The organism is Phenylobacterium terrae, from assembly GCF_042681205.1.
In the GTDB taxonomy this organism is placed as follows: Bacteria; Pseudomonadota; Alphaproteobacteria; order Caulobacterales; family Caulobacteraceae; genus Phenylobacterium; species Phenylobacterium terrae.
The window spans coordinates 115,861-134,316 of sequence record NZ_JBHUEY010000006.1; the positions used below are offsets into that span (position 1 = coordinate 115,861).

The following is an 18,456-nucleotide window of genomic DNA, read 5'->3' on the forward strand; positions in this document are numbered from 1 at the left end:
GATGGCCATCGATGCGGCGACCGTGAAGAAGGTCGCCAGGCTGGCGCGGATCGCCGAGCCCGACGACAAGCTGGAGCCGCTCGCCAGGGAGCTGACCGGCATCCTGAACTGGATCGAGCAGCTGAACGAAGTGGACACGACCGGCGTGGAGCCGATGACCTCGGCCGAGGCCGCCGTGCTGCCGATGCGCGAGGACGTGGTCACCGACGGCGGCGATCCGGCCAAGGTGCTGGCCAACGCGCCCAAGGCGGTGCGCGGGTTCTTCGTGGTGCCGAAGGTGGTGGAATGAGCGACCTCACCGGGCTCACCCTGAAGGACGCCCTCGACGGGCTCGCCTCCAAGCGCTTCTCGTCCGAGGAGCTGACCGTCGCGCACGTGCAGGCCGTCGAGGCCGCCCGGGCGCTCAACGCCTACGTGCTGGAGACGCCCGAGCGGGCCATCGAGATGGCCAAGGCGTCGGACGCCCGCCGGGCGAGCGGCCAGGCCGGGGCGCTGGAAGGCGCGCCGCTGGGTATCAAGGACCTGTTCTGCACCGAAGGGGTCCGCTCCACCGCCTGCTCGAAGATCCTCGGCGACTTCACCCCCACCTACGAGAGCACCGTCACCGCCAACCTGTGGCGCGACGGGGCGGTGATGCTGGGCAAGCTCAACATGGACGAGTTCGCCATGGGCTCGTCCAACGAGACCAGCGCCTTCGGGCCGGTGGTGAACCCCTGGCGCACCCAGGGCGGCAACGCCCAGCTGACCCCGGGCGGCTCGTCCGGGGGCTCGGCTTCAGCGGTGGCTGCTGAGCTGTGCCTGGGCGCGACGGCCACCGACACCGGCGGGTCGATCCGCCAGCCGGCGGCCTTCACCGGCACGGTCGGCATCAAGCCGACCTACGGGCGCTGCTCGCGCTGGGGCGTCGTCGCCTTCGCCTCCTCGCTGGACCAGGCCGGGCCGATCGCCCGCACGGTCGAAGACGCGGCCATCCTCCTGAAGTCGATGGCCGGGCACGACCCGAAGGACTCCACCAGCCTGCCGGTGGAGACGCCGGACTTCCCGGCCTTCTGCGGCAAGTCGGTGAAGGGGCTGCGGGTCGGGATCCCCAAGGAGTACCGGGTCGAGGGCATGCCGGCCGAGATCGAGGCGCTCTGGCAGCAGGGCATCGCCTGGCTGAAGGACGCCGGCTGCGAGATCGTCGAGGTCTCCCTGCCGCACACCAAGTACGCCCTGCCGGCCTACTATATCGTGGCCCCGGCCGAGGCCTCGTCGAACCTGGCCCGCTACGACGGCATGCGCTACGGCCTGCGGGTCGAGGGCGGCAACCTCACCGAGACCTACGAGAAGACCCGGGCCGAAGGCTTCGGGGCGGAAGTGAAGCGCCGGATCCTGATCGGCACCTATGTGCTCAGCGCCGGCTATTACGACGCCTACTATCTGAAGGCCCAGAAGGTGCGCCGGCGGATCGCCGACGACTTCGACCAGGCGTTCGAGAAGGTGGACGCGCTGCTGACGCCCACGGCCCCCAGCGCCGCCTTCGCCCTCGGCGAGAAGAGCGACGATCCGGTGGCGATGTACCTGAACGACATCTTCACCGTGACCGTGAACCTGGCCGGCCTGCCGGGGATGAGCATCCCCGCCGGCCTGGACGCAAACGGCCTGCCGCTGGGGCTTCAGCTGATCGGCAAGGCGCTGGACGAGGGGACGCTGTTCTCCCTCGGCTCCGCCATCGAGAAGGCCGCAGACTTCAAGGCCAAGCCGCAGAAGTGGTGGTGATCTGATCCTTCCTCCCCTGCGAAGCGGGGGAGGGGGACCACTCGCCGAAGCCGGCCAAGGCCGGCTGAAGAGCGAGGGGGGGAGGGGGCGAGCCGCCCGCACAATGGACGGAAAAGTGCAGATCGGCGCGATCCACAGCGCCGCGCCTGGGGCTTGCCCTTTCCACCATGCGCTCTTCGCTCCGCTCGGCGCATGGTCCCCCTTTCCCATGAATGGGAAAGGAACGAAAAAGGGCCGAAGCTTGGCTCCGGCCCCTCGATTCAACAGCTTACGCTGAAATCCTACTGGATCGCGTCGAAGTCGGCCTGGATCGCCTTCAGCTTGGCGTCGTCGATGGCGCCCTGGCTCATCGGGGCGACCTGGGCGAGCGTCATGCCGCTGATCTGGTCGTAGTAGGCGGTGATCTCGGGCAGCTGCTTTTCGAGCGCGGCCTTGGCCTTCTCGTTCTTCAGGATCTCGCCGATCGTGGTGGTTTCCACGGACAGCTTGGCGGACGCCTCGGCGGCGGGCGCGGAAGCCGGCGTCGCCTCCTGGGCGAGGGCGGGCGCAGCGAGGCCCAGCAGGGCGAGACCCGCGAGGGCGGCGGTGAGTTTCATAGGCAAGTTCCCCAACGACTTGTGGTGAGTGAACACTGTCCACTGAACCTTGCGTCAGGCAAGGCCATTTCCGCTTCCCCGCCGAGTGCGGCTGGCGTTAGAAGGCGCCCATGAGCGAGACCGCCAAACTCATTCAGGGCCGCACCGGCCCGTGGGAAATCGTCCTGGGCCTGGAAGTGCACGCCCAGGTCGCCTCCAACGCCAAGCTGTTCTCGGGCGCCGCCGTCGGCTTCGGGGCCGGGCCGAACGAGCAGGTCAGCCTGGTGGACGCGGCCATGCCCGGCATGCTGCCGGTGATCAACCGCCGCTGCGTCGAGCAGGCGGTCCGCACGGGCCTGGGGCTGAAGGCGCAGATCAACCTGAAGAGCCGCTTCGACCGGAAGAACTACTTCTATCCGGACCTGCCGCAGGGCTACCAGATCAGCCAGTTCGAGCAGCCGATCGTCGGCGAGGGCGAGGTTATCGTCGAGCGCGACGACGGCTCGACCTTCACCGTGCGCATCGAGCGGCTGCACCTGGAGCAGGACGCCGGCAAGAGCCTGCACGACCAGGACCCCAACTTCACCTACGTGGACCTCAACCGGTCCGGCACCGCGCTGATGGAGATCGTCTCCAAGCCGGACATGAGAAGTTCGGAAGAAGCCGCAGCTTACGTGAAGAAGCTGCGGACCATCCTGGTCTACCTCGGCACCTGCGACGGCGACATGGAGAAGGGCAACCTTCGGGCCGACGTGAACGTCTCGGTCTGCCGCCCGGGCGCCTACGAGAAGTATCGTGAGACCGGGGACTTCAGCCACCTGGGCACGCGCTGCGAGATCAAGAACGTCAACTCCTACCGCTTCATCCAGCAGGCGATCGAGTACGAGGCGCGCCGGCAGATCGAGATCCTCGAGGACGGCGGCAAAATCGACCAGGAGACCCGGCTGTTCGACCCCAACAAGGGGGAGACCCGGTCCATGCGCTCGAAGGAAGAGGCGCACGACTACCGCTACTTCCCCGACCCCGACCTCTTGCCGCTGGAACTCGACCCGGCGTGGGTGAAGGAGATCGAGGCCAGCCTGCCCGAGCTGCCGGACGCCAAGAAGGCGCGGCTGCAGAGCCAGTACGGCCTTTCGGCCTACGACGCCGGCGTGCTGGTGTCGGACGCGGCCAGGGCCGACTTCTTCGAGACCGCCGCCAAGGGCCGCGACGCCAAGCTGGTCGCCAACTGGGTGACCAATGAGCTCGCCGCCAAGCTCTCCGCCGGCGGCCTGGAGGTCGCCGAGAGCCCGCACGGGCCGGAGGCGGTCGCCGAACTCGTCGGCCTGATCGAAGAGGGCGTCATCTCCTCCAAGATCGCCAAGGACGTCTGGGAGCGGATGTGGGCCGGGGAGGGCACGCCGCGGCAGATCGTCGAGGCGCAGGGCCTGCAGCAGGTCTCCGACACCGGCGCCCTGGAGAAGATCATCGACGACCTGATCGCCGCCAACCCCGGCCAGGCCGAGTCGGTGAAGGCCAAGCCCCAGGCCATCGGCTGGTTCGTCGGCCAGGTGATGAAGGCGACCCAGGGCAAGGCGAACCCGGGCGCGGTCAATCAGCTGCTCAAGAGCAAGCTGGGCGTGGAGTGATAGATGCTCCCCCACAGGGGGAGCTGTCGCGAAGCGACTGAGGGGGTTCAAGCCCGCTGAGTTCGGAGCGGCGACAAGCGCACGCCGCGCGCGCGAACCCGCTCCACCGCCTTCGGCGGCCCCCTCCCCCTGCGGGGGAGGATCTCGAGGCCTAGTCCCGCACCACCTCGACCACCAGCCCGGAGACCATCTGGGTCAGCAGGAAGTCGTCGCCGACGCGGTACCAGGCGTAGCCGGACGGCGGCGGGCGCAGGCGGTGCCGGTCGAAGGCGTAGATGCGTTCGCCGCGATAGGCGGGGGGCAGGTAGGCGCCCCGGCGCCAGCCGGGCGGCGCCTCGTAGCGGCGGGGCGGCTCGCCGCGCAGGTTCCGGGGCGGGGGCAGACGGCGTTCGGTCCGGGGCTCCTGGCGCTGGTAGCGGCGTTCATCGCGCTCATAGCGGCGCTCGTACTGACGCGACTCGCGCTCGATGCGGCCGCGGCCATTGCCTCGGTCGGGCTTGGGGTCGGCCAGGGCTTCGCCCGCGGCGACCATCAGCGGTCCGGCCGCCACGAGGGCGGCGAGGGTCAACAGCAAGGATCTCAACGCAAACTCTTCCCTGAGGCGCGCCCGCACCAGTGGCGTAGCGCCCGTCCACGCTCGGAGGTTGCCGCTGCGAGCCTGAACTTGCGCTGAACGCCGTCTTGCGACGGAGCCCGGAAGCCCCAATTAAGCCAGACTGCGCCGAAACGTCGCCACCCGTAAGGAGCCGCATGCCCGCCCCCATCGAGATTCACTTCTGGCCGACTCCGAACGGCTACAAGATCGTCATCGCCTGCGAGGAGATGGGGCTGCCCTACGAGATCAAGCCGGTGAACATCGGGCGGGGCGACCAGTTCGAGCCGGGCTTCCAGGCGATCAGCCCGAACGGGCGGATGCCCGCCATCGTCGATCCCGAGGGGCCCGGCGGGGCGCCGATCTCGATCTTCGAGTCCGGGGCCATCCTGCAGTACCTGGGCCGCAAGACCAGCCAGTTCTACGGGGCCGACGAGCGCCAGCGGGTGCAGGTCGAGGAGTGGCTGTTCTGGCAGATGGCCGGCTTGGGCCCCATGGCTGGCCAGGCCCATCACTTCCGCGGCTATGCGCCCGCCATGCATGCGGACAGGCGGCTGACCGCCTACGGCGCGATCCGCTACACCAACGAGGTGCACCGGCTCTACGGGGTGCTGAACAAGCGGCTGGAAGGGCGCGAGTTCCTGGCCGGCGACTACTCCATCGCCGACATGGCCGCCTGGCCCTGGGTGCGGCCCTGGAAGATGCAGGGGATCATCCTCGACGAGTTCCCCAACGTGAAGGCCTGGTCGCAGCGGATCGGGGAGCGGGCGGCGGTGAAGCGGTCGATCGAGGTGGGCGAGGACCTGCGGCGCAGCATGGACCTGGCCGGCGCCGGCCGCGACGCCGAAGCCGCGCGGCGGATACTGTTCGGACAACGGGCCCGGTGAGGCCGGGAAAACACACGAAAACTACGCCGTCCCGGATCAAGACAGCAGCCGGCCGCGCTTAACCATATCTTCAGCTTGCGCCCACTTTCCTACTCGCCAGGGTAGACCGGTCCGTCCTCAGAACGACAGACGGCCGGTCAGGGATGAGGGGACGTTAGGATGTTGATGAGCGTGGAACAGGCTGAAGGCCTGCCGCTGCCAGGGCCGGAAGCCACCGGCGACGAGCTGTTCCGGCTGGGGCTGCTCTATTCCACCGGCCAGGGCGGGGCGCCGCTGGACTACGTGTCGGCCCACATGCTGTTCAACCTGGCGGCCATGCGCGGCTCGATCGAAGCGAAGGTCTACCGCAAGGAGCTGTCCCAGGAGATGGGCGCGGACGAGATCGCCGACGCCCAGCGCGCCGCCCGCGAGTGGCTGGCCCAGGGCTGATCTAGCCGGCGGCGACGCCGGCGAAGCCGCGGATGAACACGGCCTCCCAGCCGTTCTCGTAGCGCTCGCGCACGCGCGCCGCCTCGTCGCCCAGCGATTCCCACCCGGTGTGGGTGAGCACCACTTCGGTCCGGCCCGCGCCGGCCGGCGTGAAGGTCACCTCGATGTGCTGGCCCTCGGGCACGTTCCCGACCCGCCAGGTGAAGCCGACCCGCGCCGGCGGCTCCCAGACCTCCACATTTCCCCACACGAGCTCCTCGCCGTCCTCGGTGCGCTCGAAGAGCCGCCCGCCGAGCCGCGGCTCGAAGGCGCACGAGGTCGCCTTGCCCGAGCGGGAATGGGAGTGCAGCGGCCACCAGGATCCCAGCCCGTCGGTGAACCGGGCGAAGGCGCGGTCCTGGTCCAGCCCGACCGTCACCCGCTTGACGACCGGCGGGATGGGGAAGGGGGCGACCTCGGCCATCAGTCGTCTTCCTTGGCGGACTGCTCGTACTGGGCCAGCACGTCCTGCCACATCCGGTCGACGTAGCTGCGCAGCTCGCCCAGCTGCTCCGGGCGGGCGGAGTAGACGTGGCGGGCGCCCTCCTGGCGCAGGTCCACCAGGTCGGCCTCCTTGAGCACCTTCAGATGCTGCGAAACGGCCGGCCGCGAGACCGGCAGCTCGGCCGCGATCTCGCCCACCGTCCGGGGCCTCTGGGTCAGCAGCTCGAGCACCTTGCGCCGCGTCGGATCGGCGAGGACGGCGAGGGCGTTCGCGTAAGCCATGACTAACGCTGCGCTTCCGGCGTGGCGCGTGTCAAGGGCTGCTCATTCGATACGGCGCGCCTCCAGCGGCGGACGGCCGGCGCTGCGCAGGACGAATCCGGCCGGCCGGCCGTCAGGGCCGATCCGGAAGTCCACCTCGACCCCGACCTGCGGCTGGACGAAGGCGTCCGCGCCGGTGGGCGCGATCGGCATCAAGGGCGCGCCTGGGATCTGGAGCAGCAATCCCACGTCGGACGTGGAAACAACGAACACGGCGCCGGTGGGCGCCTGGTAGCGGCCGACGTATCGGCCGAGCGCTTCGGCGGGCAGGGTGGTGATCCGGTACGCTTTGGCGAGGGGATAATCCGGCCGCAGCAGGTGACGGGCGATGTCGGAGACGCCGATCGCCGTATTGGAGAGGACGACCACGCCTCGCCCCGCCGGCGGATCGCAGACGATGGCGGCGGTGAAGCCGTCGTCGGCGAGGCCGTCCTTGCTCAGGTAACCCGCCTCGCCCTGACCATGGACCTCCCAGCCGAGGGCCTGCTGCGCGCGCAGGCCAGGCGCCGGACGCGTGGCGGCCAACATCAGCGCCGCGGCCCGCGACAGGGGCGAGGCGGGATCGGTGAAGGCGCTCAGGAACCGAACCAGGTCCGCCGCGCAGGACCACAACCCGCCGCTGGGCGCCATGACCTCGAAGCGAGACGGTGGGAGCGGACGCAGGTCCTCGTCGTGTCCGGTGGCCAGCCGCGAGCGCATGGTCCGAGCCGGGACGACCGCCGTGGCCTGCAGACCCAGCGGGAACGCGATGCGCTCTCGGAGCAGGACGGTGTACCTCGCGCCGGCCCGCTGCGACAGCGCCTGGCCCAGCAATGCGTAGCCCACGTTCGAGTAGAGCCACTTCTGGCCGGGCGGCTCTTCGAGCGTCAGGCCGGCCAGGAAACGCTGCAGCTGCTCCAGCCGGTACGGCGGCGCGCCGGGGCCGACCGCCTGATCCGGGGCGCGAAACGGCAGGCCCGCAGTGTGGGTGGCCAGGTCGGCGAAGGTGATGGGGCGGCCCGGCGATGTCGGGAGCCGAAGCTCCGGCGGAAGGTGGTCGGACACCGGCTCGTCGAGACCGACCTCGCCGCGAGTCGCCATGTCCGCCAGGAGCAGGGCGGTGAAGAGCTTGGTCAGCGAGGCGATGCGAAAGACGGTCCGCCCGTTCGAGTGTCGCCCCCGCGCGCCGTAGGCGTCGAAGCTGACGCCCGCCGGCGTGAGCCGCCCGACGACGAGGCCGACGGCCTTCTTCTGCTCATCCACCCGCTCGCGCAGGATTGCGCCGATCCGCGCCTCGTCGGGCGCCGACCCGGGCTGCGCGGCCGCGGCCCCGCCGAGCCAGGCCGACAGTCCGGCCAGCTGGAACGCGCGTCTCGAGATGTCCATGGTCCCCCCTGCAGCTTGAGCGAATGGCGTTCGCTGAGAGGGAGGCGTGGGAACGCTCCGACGGATGCAGGCCCGATCGTGAACTCTTGGTAAGGCGCCGCTTCAGTTCACGCCCTGCTCGCCGAGGGCGTAGCTGAAGCCGAACTGGATGGGGGAGAGGTCGCGGAAGTACTGCTGGACGAACAGGCCCGCCTGGGCGACGCCGCTCCGGGGCACATAGACGATGTCGAAGCGGCGGAGGGGGACGAGGTCGGCGCCGTTGGTCTCGAGGCCCCGGCCCAGGTCGACGGTGCGGACCATCCCGCGGCCGTCCGGGCCCCGGCGGATGATGAACACCTTCCGGCGGTTCGCGCTGGGCTTGAAGTCGCCGGCCTGGATCACCGCGCGCAGGGCGTCGGAATCGCCGGCCATGTCGAGGATGCCGGGATTGCCGACCTCGCCGCCGACGAAGACCTTCAGCGGCGCGGCCTTGGCGGCGACGTTCACCTCCGGTCGGCGCAGCTGGCTCGAATAGGCGGCGGAAAGGTCGGCCTCCAGGTCGCCGATGGTGCGGTCGGCGGCCATCACCGGGCCGATCAGAGGCAGGGCGATTCGCCCATCCGGCTGGACGGTGACGGTCTTGGAGAGCTCCGGCGCGGTCGGCACCGTCACCTCGATCTCATCGCCCGGATAGAAGCGGTAAGGCGGCTCGTACTCGGTCCAGTCGGAATAGGTGATGTCGGGGAAGCGGTCGGAGGCGGCCGCCGCCTCGCCGACCGGCGCTGACGGCGTCGCGCAACCGGCCAGCAGGGCGGCCGAAACACCCGTGACGAGAAGGAATCTGCGACTGTGCCCCATGGCCCGGAAGGTTAAGGGAAATGGGTAACGAAGCCTTAAGCGCGGATCGCCAGGGTCCATGGGTGGGGCTACTCTCGTACCGATTCCATGGCTGACGCAGCGACCGCTTCGACGATGAGGCCGCGAGGGGCGTCTGCGCCCTCGTGGACCGCGCGGCCGCGCTATGCGCCGAGCGACATTCCGGTGCTGCTGTGGCGCGAGCGGTGGCTGATGGCGGGCGTGTTCGCGGCCATCTTCGTGCCGCTGCTGCTCATCGCGGCCCTGGCCCTGAAGCCCACCTATCCGGCCTACGCCAGCGTGCTGGTGCGCCTCGGCCAGGAATACGTCTACGAACCCCGCGCCGGCGACGCCGGCCGCGGCGCGGTGCCCGAGCCCGACCAGCTGATCCAGGCCGAGACCGAGATCCTCGGCAGCGAGGCGCTGAAGCGGCGGGTGATCGACAAGATCGGTGTGGCCAAGATCGACCCCAAGGCGGCCGCCAAGTACGAGAAGGCCGACGCCGCCGAGCGCCGGAAGATCATCGGCTCCGTCGTCCGCGGGTTCGAGCAGGACCTGTCCATCGAAACGGCCCCCGACACGCCGGTCATCCGCGTCGGCTTCGAGCACAAGAACCCCGAGCTGGCGGCCCTGATGCTGAACACCCTGCTCGAGGAATACCTGGTCTACCGCCGCAACGTGCTGATCGACCCGACCTCGCCGGTGATCGAGCAGCAGCGGATCATCTTCCAGCAGCGGCTGGCCGACGCCGACCAGGCCTACCAGGACTTCCTGGTCAACAACCGCATCGGCGACTTCGTGGCCGAGAAGGCGTCCCTGTCGCAGCTCCAGGCGCAGATCGAGCAGCAGAAGCTGCAGACCGAGGCGCAGCTGCAGGAGCGCACGGCCCGGCTGGCGGCGCTGCAGGCCCAACTGGGGCAGGTGGCGGCCGAGGTCGGCCTCTACCGCGACCTAAACACCGCCGCCTCGGACAAACTCGCCCAGCTGAAGGTCCAGCGCGAGGACCTGCTGTCCCGCTACAAGCCCGATGCGCGGCCCGTACAGGACCTGGACCTGCAGATCGCCCAGCTGGAGCAGGCGATGGCCCAGGGCCGCACCACCGCCGACGGCGCCCGCCGCTTCGGCGTCAACCCGGTTCGCCAGACGGTGGAGACCGACCGCATCCAGGCCGCCGCCGAGGTGGCCGCCCTGCAGCGGTCGCTGCAGACCCTGAACGAGCAGCTGCAGCAGGTGATGGACCGCCGGCTGCGGCTGGCGGCGCTGGAGCCGCGCTTCCAGGCCCTGTCGCTGGACCGCGACGTGCTGATGGCCAACGTCCGCGACTTCTCCGTCAAGGAGGAGCAGAGCCGGGCCGCCCAGGACATCGCCTCCCGCACCAACGACAACATACGGATCGTCCAACGGGCGGCGGTGCCGACCAAGGGCACGAGCCTGAAGCGGCCGCTGGCCGTGCTCGCCCTGCTGTTCGCCGGCTTCACCGCGCTTTGCGCCGGCCTGCTGCGGGGCTTCCTGCGGCCCGGCCTGCCGACCCCGCAGTCGGCCTCGCGCACCCTCGGCCTGCCGGTGCTGGGGGCTGCGTCGCTGAAGCCGGTTCGCTGAGCGGCGAGTCGGGCTAGCCTCCGCGTCGTCTGTAGGGTGGCGGATCGAGCATGGTGGACCTGAGCGCCGAGATGGCCGAGCTGTGGGCGTCGCTCGGCGCGCCGGCCGCCGGCGCCGGGCGCATCGTCCAGTTCATCGCCGCGCGGCGCGGGGAGGGGACCTCCACGGTCGCGCGCGAGCTCGCCCACTTCGCCGCCCGGCGGGCCGGCCGCAGCGTCTGGCTCGTCGACCTCGACCTGCTCCGCTCGCCCCAGCACGCGGCCATCGCCGCCGAGCCGGAGCGTTACGGGCCGCTGTCGAAGCCGGCGGGCGCGAGCCCCGACGGCTCGGCCTTCTTCACCATCCGCCCGCCCGGGGCCGACGCCGAGGGGCGGCCGATCCCCGACGCGGCCTGGCTCGCCGCCCACCAGGTGGGCGCGGGCCGCCTGTGGGTGACCCGTTTCCGCCGCGAGGCCCTGCAGGGCGGGCGCAGCGTGCACGTCCTGCCGACGCCGGGCTACTGGCGGGCGTTGCGGGCCCATGTGGACCTGATCATCGTCGATGCGCCCGCCGCCGACCGTTCGCGCGCCGGGCTGACGGTCGCGCCCCAGATGGACCAGACGGTGCTGGTGGTCGCCGCCGACCAGTCGGACGTCTCCGCGCCCGCCAAGCTCAAGGATGCGGTCCACGGCGCCGGCGGCCAGGTCTCGGGCCTGTTCTTCAACCGCGGCCAGGTGGAGGCGCCGGCCTTCCTGAAGGCCCTGCTGCCGTGACCGCCGTCCCGGCGCGGCCGGACGCGTTCGCCCCGCCGGCCGCCCTGGGCCTCGCCGCGCCGCTGGCCGTGGGCATGCTGCTGATCTACAGCGCCGCCTGGGTGCTGCCGCTGGCCGGCGACACGCCCGCCGCGGCGCAGGGCGGGCTGATCCGGGCGCTCTACATGCCGGCCTATGTGCTGGGTTTCGGGGTCTTCGCCCTGGCGCCGCTGCGCACCGTCCAGGCCGCCGTCCGCCAGCCGTTCCTGATCGCCTTGATGGGCGTGGCGGTGCTCTCGGTGTTCTGGTCGATCGCGCCGGACCAGAGCGCGCGGCGGGTGTTCGCCGTCGTCTGCACGACCGCGGGCGGACTGGTGATCGCCGCCCGGTTCGGCTGGGCGGCCCTCGCCGAGGTGGCGGCGGCGACCTTCGCCATCCTGGCCGCGGCGGCGCTGGTCGCTGCGGTGGCCGTGCCCTCGATCGGGGTGATGTCGGAGATCTTTCCCGGCGCCTGGCGCGGCCTGTGGCCGGAGAAGAACGCGCTTGGCGGCAACATGGCCCTGGGCTTCGTCTGCCTCTCGGCGGCGGCGGTGCTGAACCCAAGGCGCGCCTGGCTGTGGTGGGGCTTTGCGGCCCTGGCGCTGTTCCTGGTGCTGATGTCCACCTCTAAGACCTCGCTGGTCTCGCTGCTGCTGGGCGCGGCGATGCTGATGTTCGTCGGCCTGCTGCGGCGGGGGCCGGCGACCAAGGTGGCGATGGTCTGGCTGGCGGTGGTCGGGCTGATGATCGGGGCCGGGGCCCTGCTGTTCGCCGCCGACGCCATCTTCGAACTCCTGGGCAAGGACGCCACCCTGACCGGCCGGACGGAGATCTGGGACGCGGCCATGCGGCAGATCGAGAAGCGGCCCTGGACCGGTTACGGGTACGGGGTGGTCTGGGACGTGAAGGGCCCGTGGACGCCGTTCGCCTGGATCGAGCGCGAGGCCGGGTTCACGCCCCAGCACGCCCACAACGCCTGGATCGAGCAGTGGATCGGCCTCGGCATGCTGGGCCTGGGCGCGTTCGGCCTGTTCTACATCCAGACCATCGCTTTGACGCTGGTCGCGATGTTCCGCAGCGCCGGCGCCTACCTCGCCGCGCCGTTCGTCATCGTCTACAGCCTGATGAGCGTCACCGAGAGCGTGGCCTTCACCTACAACGACCTGCGCTGGGTGCTGTTCGTGGCCATCGCCGCGCGCTTGGCGCTGCCGGACCCGGCCGCCGACCATTGATTTCCGGGACGCCGAAGCCTAGCCTTCGGCCCAACATCAACCCGCGACGAGAGGAGAGGTCCAGATGACGCCCATTGCCAGCGGCCTTCGCCGCGTCGCCGGTTCGCGCCTCTAAGCTCCCCAGGAGAGAGGCCCCGTCCTTCGGCGGCGCGCGCTGAGAAGCGCCATTCCCCACACCGAAGGATATTCCATTGCTCATCACCTATGGCTGGAGCGATCAGCTCCAGCATGACTTCGCGCCGTTCGCGGCGCAGGGCCTCTCGCCTGCGCGGGTGGTCCTCCAGCAGCGGGGCCGCTACGGCCTCGTCACCGACGCCGGCGAGATCCTCGGCGCCCCGTCCGGCCGGCTGCAGCACGAGGCCGGGCCGGGCGCGCTGCCCGTGGCCGGCGACTGGGTGGCTGTCCAGCCGGCCCAGGGCGACGGCCTGGCGGTCGTCCGCCACGTCCTGCCCCGCCGCACGGAGTTCGTCCGCAAGGCGGCCGGCACCGGCGAGGCGCCCCAGGTCGTCGCCGCCAACATCGACCTGGCCTTCCTGGTCCTCGGCCTCGACGACGACTTCAACCTGCGCCGGTTGGAGCGCTACCTGGCCGCGGCCTGGGAGAGCGGCGCCCGGCCGGTGGTCGTGCTGACCAAGGCCGACGCCTGCGAGGACCTCGACGGCTTCGTCGAGGAGACCGAGCGCGTCGCCCTCGGCGTCGACGTGCTGCCGGTCTCCGCCGTCGCCGGCGAGGGGCTGGACGAGGTCCGGGCGCGTCTGGCGCCGGGCCTGACCGCCGTGCTGATCGGTATGTCCGGGGTGGGCAAGTCCACCCTGGTCAACGCCCTGCTGGGCGAGGACCGCCTGGCCACCGGGGCGGTGCGCGAGACCGACGGCCGCGGCAAGCACACCACCACCCACCGCGAGCTGGTGCTGCTGCCCGGCGGCGGCCTGATCCTCGACACGCCCGGGATGCGCGAGCTGGCCTTCTGGGACCCCGGCGGCGGGGTCTCCACGGCCTTCGCCGAGATCGAGGCGCTGGCCGAGCAGTGCCGGTTCCGAGACTGCCGCCACGAGACCGAGCCCGGCTGCGCGGTCCGCGCGGCGCGCGAGGCCGGCGAACTCGCCGAGGACCGCTGGCGCGGCTACGTGAAGCTCCAGCGCGAGCTCGACCACCTCGACCGCAAGGAGGACCCGGTGGCCCGGGAGGCCTGGCGCAGGCGATGGATCCACGTCGCCAAAGCGAATCGCAAGCGCTCGCGCGGGCGGGGCGTGGAGGCGGAGGAGTAGGGGGCGCCGAGTTCGGTGACTAGTTATCGTGTCCCTGCGCCGAGCTGCCGTCCGCGCCGTGGGACACGATTACCTGCCACCCTTCACAGGCGGCTGCGAGGGTGACAGGTAGCGTCGTCCCAATGAGTGGTCCAGATGATCGCGCCGGGACGCCGCAACCGGTCACCGGGGGCCATGACGGAAGAGAGGGGGGCGAGGGCGCCGCCGCGCTACCCCGCCAGCCGCCGCACGCCCTCGGCGACGGTGACCACCTCGAACCCGCCGTCCACGGCCGCGTCGATCAGGCCGGCGAGGGCCTTCGGCGTGCAGCCCCACTTCGACGGGCTGTCCTGGACGTCGTGGGTGTAGAGGATCAGCCAGGCCTTGCGGGCCCGGGCCTTGTCCAGCCAGCGGCGGGCGCTCGCCTCGCCGTCGGGGCCTTCGATGCCGACGGCCGGCGCCTGGTTGAGGTCGCAGCCCTTCTCAACCAGCCCCGGGTGCAGGGCGCGCAGCAGGCGGAAGCGGGCCGCCAGGATGGCCTTGGGGCCGGCGGCAACGTCGCCGTAGGGGTAGGCGAAGGTGGCGGGGAAGGGGATGTCCCAGGCTTCCAGCTGCTCGGCGTTGCGAACGGCCTCCGACAGGGCCGCGTGGCCCGCGGCCCTGCCGCAATCGAGGTGGGAGTAGGTGTGGCAGCCGATCTCGTGGCCGGCGCCGGCCAGGCGGCGGTAGTCGTCGGGCTCGGCATATCGGCCCATCGGCCCCTCGCTCCCGGCCAAGCCTGCGCTCACGTAGTAGGCGCCCTTGAGGCCGCGCGCCTCCAGCAGCTCGGCGCCCGTGCGGGCGGCGCTGGCGGGCGCATCGTCGAAGGTGAAGGAGACCATCGGACGCTCGGGGGCCGCGCCCAGCGGCCGGCGGTGGGCGCCGCGCACCAGCCGGCGGCGCAGCTTGCCCCCCAGGCTGGCGTCGGCCCGGTAGGCTTCCATCAGACGGCCTCCGCATAGAGGGCGGCGCGGTAGAGGCGCATGGCGAAGGCTCTCGCCTTCACCGGCGCGGCCGGCGCCAGGGCGTAGCGTTTCAGGAGCGGGCGCCAGACGGCTCTCAGCGGCGCGCGCTTGAGGATCTTGGCGGCGCGATAGCTGGGGTAGCCCGAGACCACCTCGCGGTGGGCCGCGACGACCCGGGCGAAGTTGGCGGCCGATTCCTCGTACTTGCGGGCGATGGTCGCGTCCGGCTCCAGGCCCAGGTGGGTGGCGGTGTTGTCGATGTGGACGATCGGCCAGCGGCGGGCGACGCGCATGGCCCACTCCACGTCCTCCCAGCCCCAGCCGGAGAAGGCCTCGTCGAAGGCCTCGGTCTCGAAGACGTCGCGGCGGACCAGCAGGTTGGAGGTGAACACCGACTTCTCGGGCGCGAGGCGCCGGCGGCTGGCGGGCAGACAGTCGCTGTGCAGGGCCATGGTCCGGTGCAGGGCGTGCTCGGGCGCGGCCTGCACCTGCTTCAGGGAGAAGCCGCCGAAGGCCACCGGCGGGTCGCCCGCGGCGATCAGCTCCAGCCAGGCGGCCAGGAAGTCCGGCTCGTCCGGCAGCATGTCGCTGTCCAGGAACAAGAGGTGGCTGGCCCGGGCGTGGCGCACCAGGCGGTTGCGGCCCTTGGAGCGGCCTTCGTTGCGCGTGAGGCGGATCAGGCGGGCGGGGAGGGGCAGGGCCTCCAGGGCGGCCTGTACCCTGGCCGTCAGCGCCTTGTCGCCCGTGCCGTCGTCCAGCAGCACCACCTCGGCCTCGACGCTCTCGCGGCCCAGGGCGGCGAGCAGCGGGGTGGGGTCGTCGCCCTTGAACGGGATCAGCACGGACAGCTGCGGCGCGGCGGCCGTCCAGCGCAGGTTGTCGAACAGGCTCTCGCGGGCGCGGGTCATGCGGCGGCTCCGGAGCTGAACCGGCGCAGCAGGGGCAGGGCGCGGCTGCGCAGGTTCCCCGCGTCCATGGCGAGCGCCAGGCCGAGGTAGACGGCCGCCCCCACCGAGGCCTTCAGGGCGAGCTCGGCCAGGCCCCCGGGCGCCGGGGTGAAGAACACGGCCACCGCCATCACTGCGCAGGCGAAGCCGGCCTGGGCCAGGCTCGTCCAGGGGATCGGCAGCGGCAGCACCCGCCGGCCGAGCGCGGCGGCGGCGGCGATGCCGATGGCGTAGCTGGCCAGCGTCGCCCACAGGGCGCCGTCCAGACCGTAGGCCGGGATCAGCAGCAGGTTGAGGACGAGGTTGGCCAGCGCCGGCGCGGCCATGGCGACGATCAGCAGGCCGGTGCGGCGGCCGAGCGTGAAGGCCTGGTTGAAGTAGTAGGTGGTCAGGCCCGAGAAGAGCGCGCTGGCGGCGATCCAGGGCGTCACGTGGGCCGCGCCGTCGCGCAGGTCTTCGCCGACCATCAGCTCGCAGAGGGGGCCGGCCACCAGCGCCAGGCCGACCACCGAAGGGGCGCCCAGCAGCAGCATCAGCGAGCCCTGTTGGCGGGCCTCGGACTCCAGGCCGGCGCGTCCGCCGCGCTCCAGGGCGGCGACCAGGGCCGGGCCGCCGGCCGCGCCCAGCCAGATGAACAGCACGTCGATCGTGCGCGAGGCCAGGCTGTAGCCGGCGTGGTAGAGGCCGACCGCCGCCTCGTCGAGGAAGGCGGCGAGCAGGAAGCGGTCGGTGGTGGTCAGCACCAGCGACAGGATCAGCGAGGCCGCCACCGGCGCGCCGTAGGCGGCGTAGCGGCGGGCCCGGGCGAGCTCAAAGCGGCCGCCGCGCCATGCCGCGCGCTCCTGAGGGATGGCCCAGACGATGGACAGGGCCGCCGCCGCGCCGAAGCCGATCAGCGGCGAGGCGCCGCCGAGGCCGGCGAAGGCGCAGACGGCGCCGATGGCGAAGCCGCCGAGGATCTGGACGAGGTCGATGGCCGCGGCCCCGCGCACGTCGCCGATGGCGCGCCGCCGCTCCTGGGCCAGCTTGGCGAAGGTGCGCGGCAGGATGGCGAGGAGGCCGCTCAGCACCGCCAGCTTCATCGGCCCGGACATCGGCCAGGCGAGGGCGGCGAGGCCGGCGATGGGCAGCACAAGCAGCAGGGCGAGCCAGGTGCGCTGGACCGTGGCGGCGTGGTCGGCGCCGGAGCCCCGGTCCTGCTCGGCCACCTGGAAGCGGGCGAGCGCCGCCTCGTTCCAGGTGAAGATCCCCGTGTGCAGCAGGGTCATCACCGAGAAGCCGAGCGCATAGTGGCCGAACTCGGCCGGCGAGAGCAGGCGGGTGAAGACGACGAGCGTCAGCAGGCCCACCACGCCCTGGGCGATGTTCACGGGCAGGTAGCCGAGGACGCCGCGCCAGAACATCGGGCTACCTGACCGCGGCCCTATCCCCGAGCAGGCAGGGGATGGTCATGGCCATGATGTAGAGGTCGAGCCAGAAGGACTGACGCTCGATGTAGGCGACGTCGAGCGCCACCCGACGACGGACCGCCTCGGGCGTGTCGACCGGCCCGCGCGAGCCGTGGATGGCGGCCCAGCCGGTCATGCCAGGCTTCATCCGGTGGCGGTGGGCGTACTCGGCGACCAGGCGGGCGGACTCCACGTCGCCGGTCTTCATGCCCACCGCGTGGGGACGGGGACCGACCAGCGACATCTCGCCGGCCAGCACGTTGAACAGCTGCGGCAGCTCGTCGAGGCTGGTGCGACGGATGAAGCGGCCGACGCGGGTGACCCGCTCGTCGCCGGCCATCACCTGCTGGGCGGCCTTGGGATCGGCCTTGTCGTGGCGCATGGAGCGGAACTTCCAGACCACGATCTCCTCGTTGTTGAAGCCGTGGCGCCGCTGGCGGAACATCACCGGCCCGGGGCTGTCGAGGCGGATGGCCAGGGCGATCAGCAGCATGAGGGGCGCGGCGAGGATCAGGGCGATCGCGCCGATCACCAGGTCCTGCGCCCGCTTGTTGAAGGCCCGCCAGGCGTCGCGGGGGATCCCCGAGATGGTGGCCAGCGGCACGTCGGCGATGCGGGCGAAATCGGCGGCCTCGCCGGCCGCGTCGCCGCCTTCTACGAGCAGGGCGATCTCGTTGGGCAGCACCCGCAGGCGGCCCATCAGCTGCCGCACCCGGTCGCGCGCGCCGGGCGGCACGGTGATCACGATGCGGTCCACATAGGGCATGATCCGGTGGCCGAGCATGGCCCGGGTGTCGCCCAGCACGCGCACGCCGCGGACGTCGCCGGGCGCGCGGGCCAGCCGGTCGTCGAAGACGCCCAGGACGTTCGCCTCGCGGCTCTTGAGCACCGCGGCGATGAGCCGGTCGGCGGCCTCGGTGGCGCCGACCACGACGATGTTGGGAGTCAGCCGGCCGTTGCGCCGCCAGCGGCGGATCGCGGCCCACCACAACCCGTGCAGGGCGAGCAGGGTCAGCGCCGTCCAGCCGGTCCAGGCCAGCACGAAACCGCCGGCCGCCGGGACGGGCATGAAGGGCACCAGGGCCAGCATGGTCGCGCAGCCGGCGAGCAGGATGCCGGTCGCGACGCGGGCCAGATGCAGCCGAAGCCCCTCGCGCCAGCCGAACTGGTAGGCCTTGAAGACGCCCAGTCCGACGACGCCGGCCAGGGCCGCCGTGGCGAAGGCCGGCGCCGACGCCTCCGCGCGCCAGCTCAGCGCAACGCCGAGGGTGACCAGCACCACGGCCATCGCGTCCAGACCCTGGAACACGGCGGCCACGGCGCGGCCCTGAAGGCGC

General features: G+C 71.6%; 19 protein-coding genes. 9 read left to right on the top strand and 10 right to left on the bottom strand.

Annotated elements, in window-relative coordinates; all coding sequences use genetic code 11:
- Position 1: 1 nt before the first annotated feature.
- Both gatC and gatA read left to right on the top strand, forming a co-directional pair.
- A complete protein-coding gene (gatC, locus tag ACFSC0_RS14915) occupies positions 2-289 on the top strand; it encodes an Asp-tRNA(Asn)/Glu-tRNA(Gln) amidotransferase subunit GatC (protein WP_377280831.1) in 288 nt (95 codons plus the stop codon).
- Positions 286-1,758 (top strand): Asp-tRNA(Asn)/Glu-tRNA(Gln) amidotransferase subunit GatA, encoded by a 1,473-nt coding sequence (gatA, locus tag ACFSC0_RS14920; protein WP_377280832.1) that lies wholly within the window; start codon positions 286-288, stop codon positions 1,756-1,758. The genes gatC and gatA overlap by 4 nt, the downstream gene beginning before the upstream one ends.
- Before the next feature lie 281 nt (positions 1,759-2,039).
- Here the strand turns inward: gatA and ACFSC0_RS14925 are convergent, their stop codons facing one another.
- Positions 2,040-2,354, bottom strand: a complete 315-nt coding sequence (locus tag ACFSC0_RS14925; protein WP_377280833.1) for a hypothetical protein — start codon at positions 2,352-2,354, stop codon at positions 2,040-2,042.
- A 110-nt stretch (positions 2,355-2,464) separates the two neighbouring features.
- Between ACFSC0_RS14925 and gatB the strand changes: the two genes are divergently transcribed.
- Positions 2,465-3,961 (top strand): Asp-tRNA(Asn)/Glu-tRNA(Gln) amidotransferase subunit GatB, encoded by a 1,497-nt coding sequence (gene gatB, locus ACFSC0_RS14930; protein WP_377280834.1) that lies wholly within the window; start codon positions 2,465-2,467, stop codon positions 3,959-3,961.
- 151 nt (positions 3,962-4,112) lie between these two features.
- Here gatB and ACFSC0_RS14935 read toward each other — a convergent pair whose 3' ends face one another.
- Positions 4,113-4,529 carry an RcnB family protein gene (locus ACFSC0_RS14935; RefSeq protein ID WP_377280835.1) on the bottom strand — a complete coding sequence of 139 codons (417 nt, stop codon included), beginning with the start codon at positions 4,527-4,529 and terminating at the stop codon, positions 4,113-4,115.
- 182 nt (positions 4,530-4,711) lie between these two features.
- Here ACFSC0_RS14935 and ACFSC0_RS14940 point away from each other — a divergent pair, with 182 nt between their 5' ends.
- Together ACFSC0_RS14940 and ACFSC0_RS14945 are read left to right on the top strand one after the other, a co-directional pair.
- Positions 4,712-5,440: a glutathione S-transferase N-terminal domain-containing protein gene (locus ACFSC0_RS14940; RefSeq protein ID WP_377280836.1), complete on the top strand. Its 729-nt coding sequence runs from the start codon at positions 4,712-4,714 to the stop codon at positions 5,438-5,440.
- 159 nt (positions 5,441-5,599) lie between these two features.
- Positions 5,600-5,869: a sel1 repeat family protein gene (locus ACFSC0_RS14945; protein ID WP_377280837.1), complete on the top strand. Its 270-nt coding sequence runs from the start codon at positions 5,600-5,602 to the stop codon at positions 5,867-5,869.
- Between the two features lies 1 nt (position 5,870).
- On the opposite strand, the gene ACFSC0_RS14950 is transcribed toward ACFSC0_RS14945, so the two are convergent.
- The 4 genes from ACFSC0_RS14950 to ACFSC0_RS14965 all read right to left on the bottom strand — a co-directional run bounded on the left by ACFSC0_RS14950 (position 5,871) and on the right by ACFSC0_RS14965 (position 8,875).
- Positions 5,871-6,332: an SRPBCC domain-containing protein gene (locus ACFSC0_RS14950; RefSeq protein WP_377280838.1), complete on the bottom strand. Its 462-nt coding sequence runs from the start codon at positions 6,330-6,332 to the stop codon at positions 5,871-5,873.
- On the bottom strand, positions 6,332-6,634 hold the full coding sequence (locus tag ACFSC0_RS14955) for an ArsR/SmtB family transcription factor (protein ID WP_377280839.1): 303 nt from the start codon (positions 6,632-6,634) through the stop codon (positions 6,332-6,334). The genes ACFSC0_RS14950 and ACFSC0_RS14955 overlap by 1 nt, the downstream gene beginning before the upstream one ends.
- A gap of 42 nt (positions 6,635-6,676) precedes the next feature.
- A complete protein-coding gene (locus ACFSC0_RS14960; protein WP_377280840.1) occupies positions 6,677-8,038 on the bottom strand; it encodes a serine hydrolase in 1,362 nt (453 codons plus the stop codon).
- Positions 8,039-8,140: 102 nt separating this feature from the next.
- The gene (locus tag ACFSC0_RS14965; protein WP_377280841.1) at positions 8,141-8,875 is read right to left on the bottom strand and encodes a polysaccharide biosynthesis/export family protein; all 735 of its coding nucleotides are present in this window, start codon (positions 8,873-8,875) and stop codon (positions 8,141-8,143) included.
- 114 nt (positions 8,876-8,989) lie between these two features.
- On the opposite strand from ACFSC0_RS14965, the gene ACFSC0_RS14970 reads away from it, so the two are divergent.
- From ACFSC0_RS14970 to rsgA, 4 genes are all read left to right on the top strand, one after another.
- Positions 8,990-10,471 carry a GumC family protein gene (locus ACFSC0_RS14970; protein WP_377355197.1) on the top strand — a complete coding sequence of 494 codons (1,482 nt, stop codon included), beginning with the start codon at positions 8,990-8,992 and terminating at the stop codon, positions 10,469-10,471.
- Between the two features lie 50 nt (positions 10,472-10,521).
- Positions 10,522-11,223: a P-loop NTPase family protein gene (locus ACFSC0_RS14975; protein ID WP_377280843.1), complete on the top strand. Its 702-nt coding sequence runs from the start codon at positions 10,522-10,524 to the stop codon at positions 11,221-11,223.
- Positions 11,220-12,473, top strand: a complete 1,254-nt coding sequence (locus tag ACFSC0_RS14980; RefSeq protein ID WP_377280844.1) for an O-antigen ligase family protein — start codon at positions 11,220-11,222, stop codon at positions 12,471-12,473. The genes ACFSC0_RS14975 and ACFSC0_RS14980 overlap by 4 nt, the downstream gene beginning before the upstream one ends.
- Before the next feature lie 191 nt (positions 12,474-12,664).
- Positions 12,665-13,741, top strand: a complete 1,077-nt coding sequence (rsgA, locus tag ACFSC0_RS14985) for a ribosome small subunit-dependent GTPase A (RefSeq protein WP_377280845.1) — start codon at positions 12,665-12,667, stop codon at positions 13,739-13,741.
- 209 nt (positions 13,742-13,950) lie between these two features.
- On the opposite strand, the gene hfsH is transcribed toward rsgA, so the two are convergent.
- From hfsH to ACFSC0_RS15005, 4 genes are read right to left on the bottom strand one after another with little or no spacing between them, the layout of a single operon-like run.
- Complete coding sequence (gene hfsH / locus ACFSC0_RS14990) at positions 13,951-14,703, bottom strand: oligosaccharide deacetylase HfsH (protein WP_377280846.1); 753 nt, start codon at positions 14,701-14,703, stop codon at positions 13,951-13,953.
- A complete protein-coding gene (gene hfsG, locus ACFSC0_RS14995) occupies positions 14,703-15,632 on the bottom strand; it encodes a polysaccharide biosynthesis protein HfsG (RefSeq protein ID WP_377280847.1) in 930 nt (309 codons plus the stop codon). Before hfsG ends, hfsH begins: the two co-directional genes overlap by 1 nt.
- The gene (gene hfsF, locus ACFSC0_RS15000) at positions 15,629-17,074 is read right to left on the bottom strand and encodes a polysaccharide biosynthesis protein HfsF (protein WP_377280848.1); all 1,446 of its coding nucleotides are present in this window, start codon (positions 17,072-17,074) and stop codon (positions 15,629-15,631) included. Before hfsF ends, hfsG begins: the two co-directional genes overlap by 4 nt.
- A gap of 4 nt (positions 17,075-17,078) precedes the next feature.
- On the bottom strand, positions 17,079-18,437 hold the full coding sequence (locus tag ACFSC0_RS15005) for an exopolysaccharide biosynthesis polyprenyl glycosylphosphotransferase (protein ID WP_377280849.1): 1,359 nt from the start codon (positions 18,435-18,437) through the stop codon (positions 17,079-17,081).
- Positions 18,438-18,456: the final 19 nt, after the last annotated feature.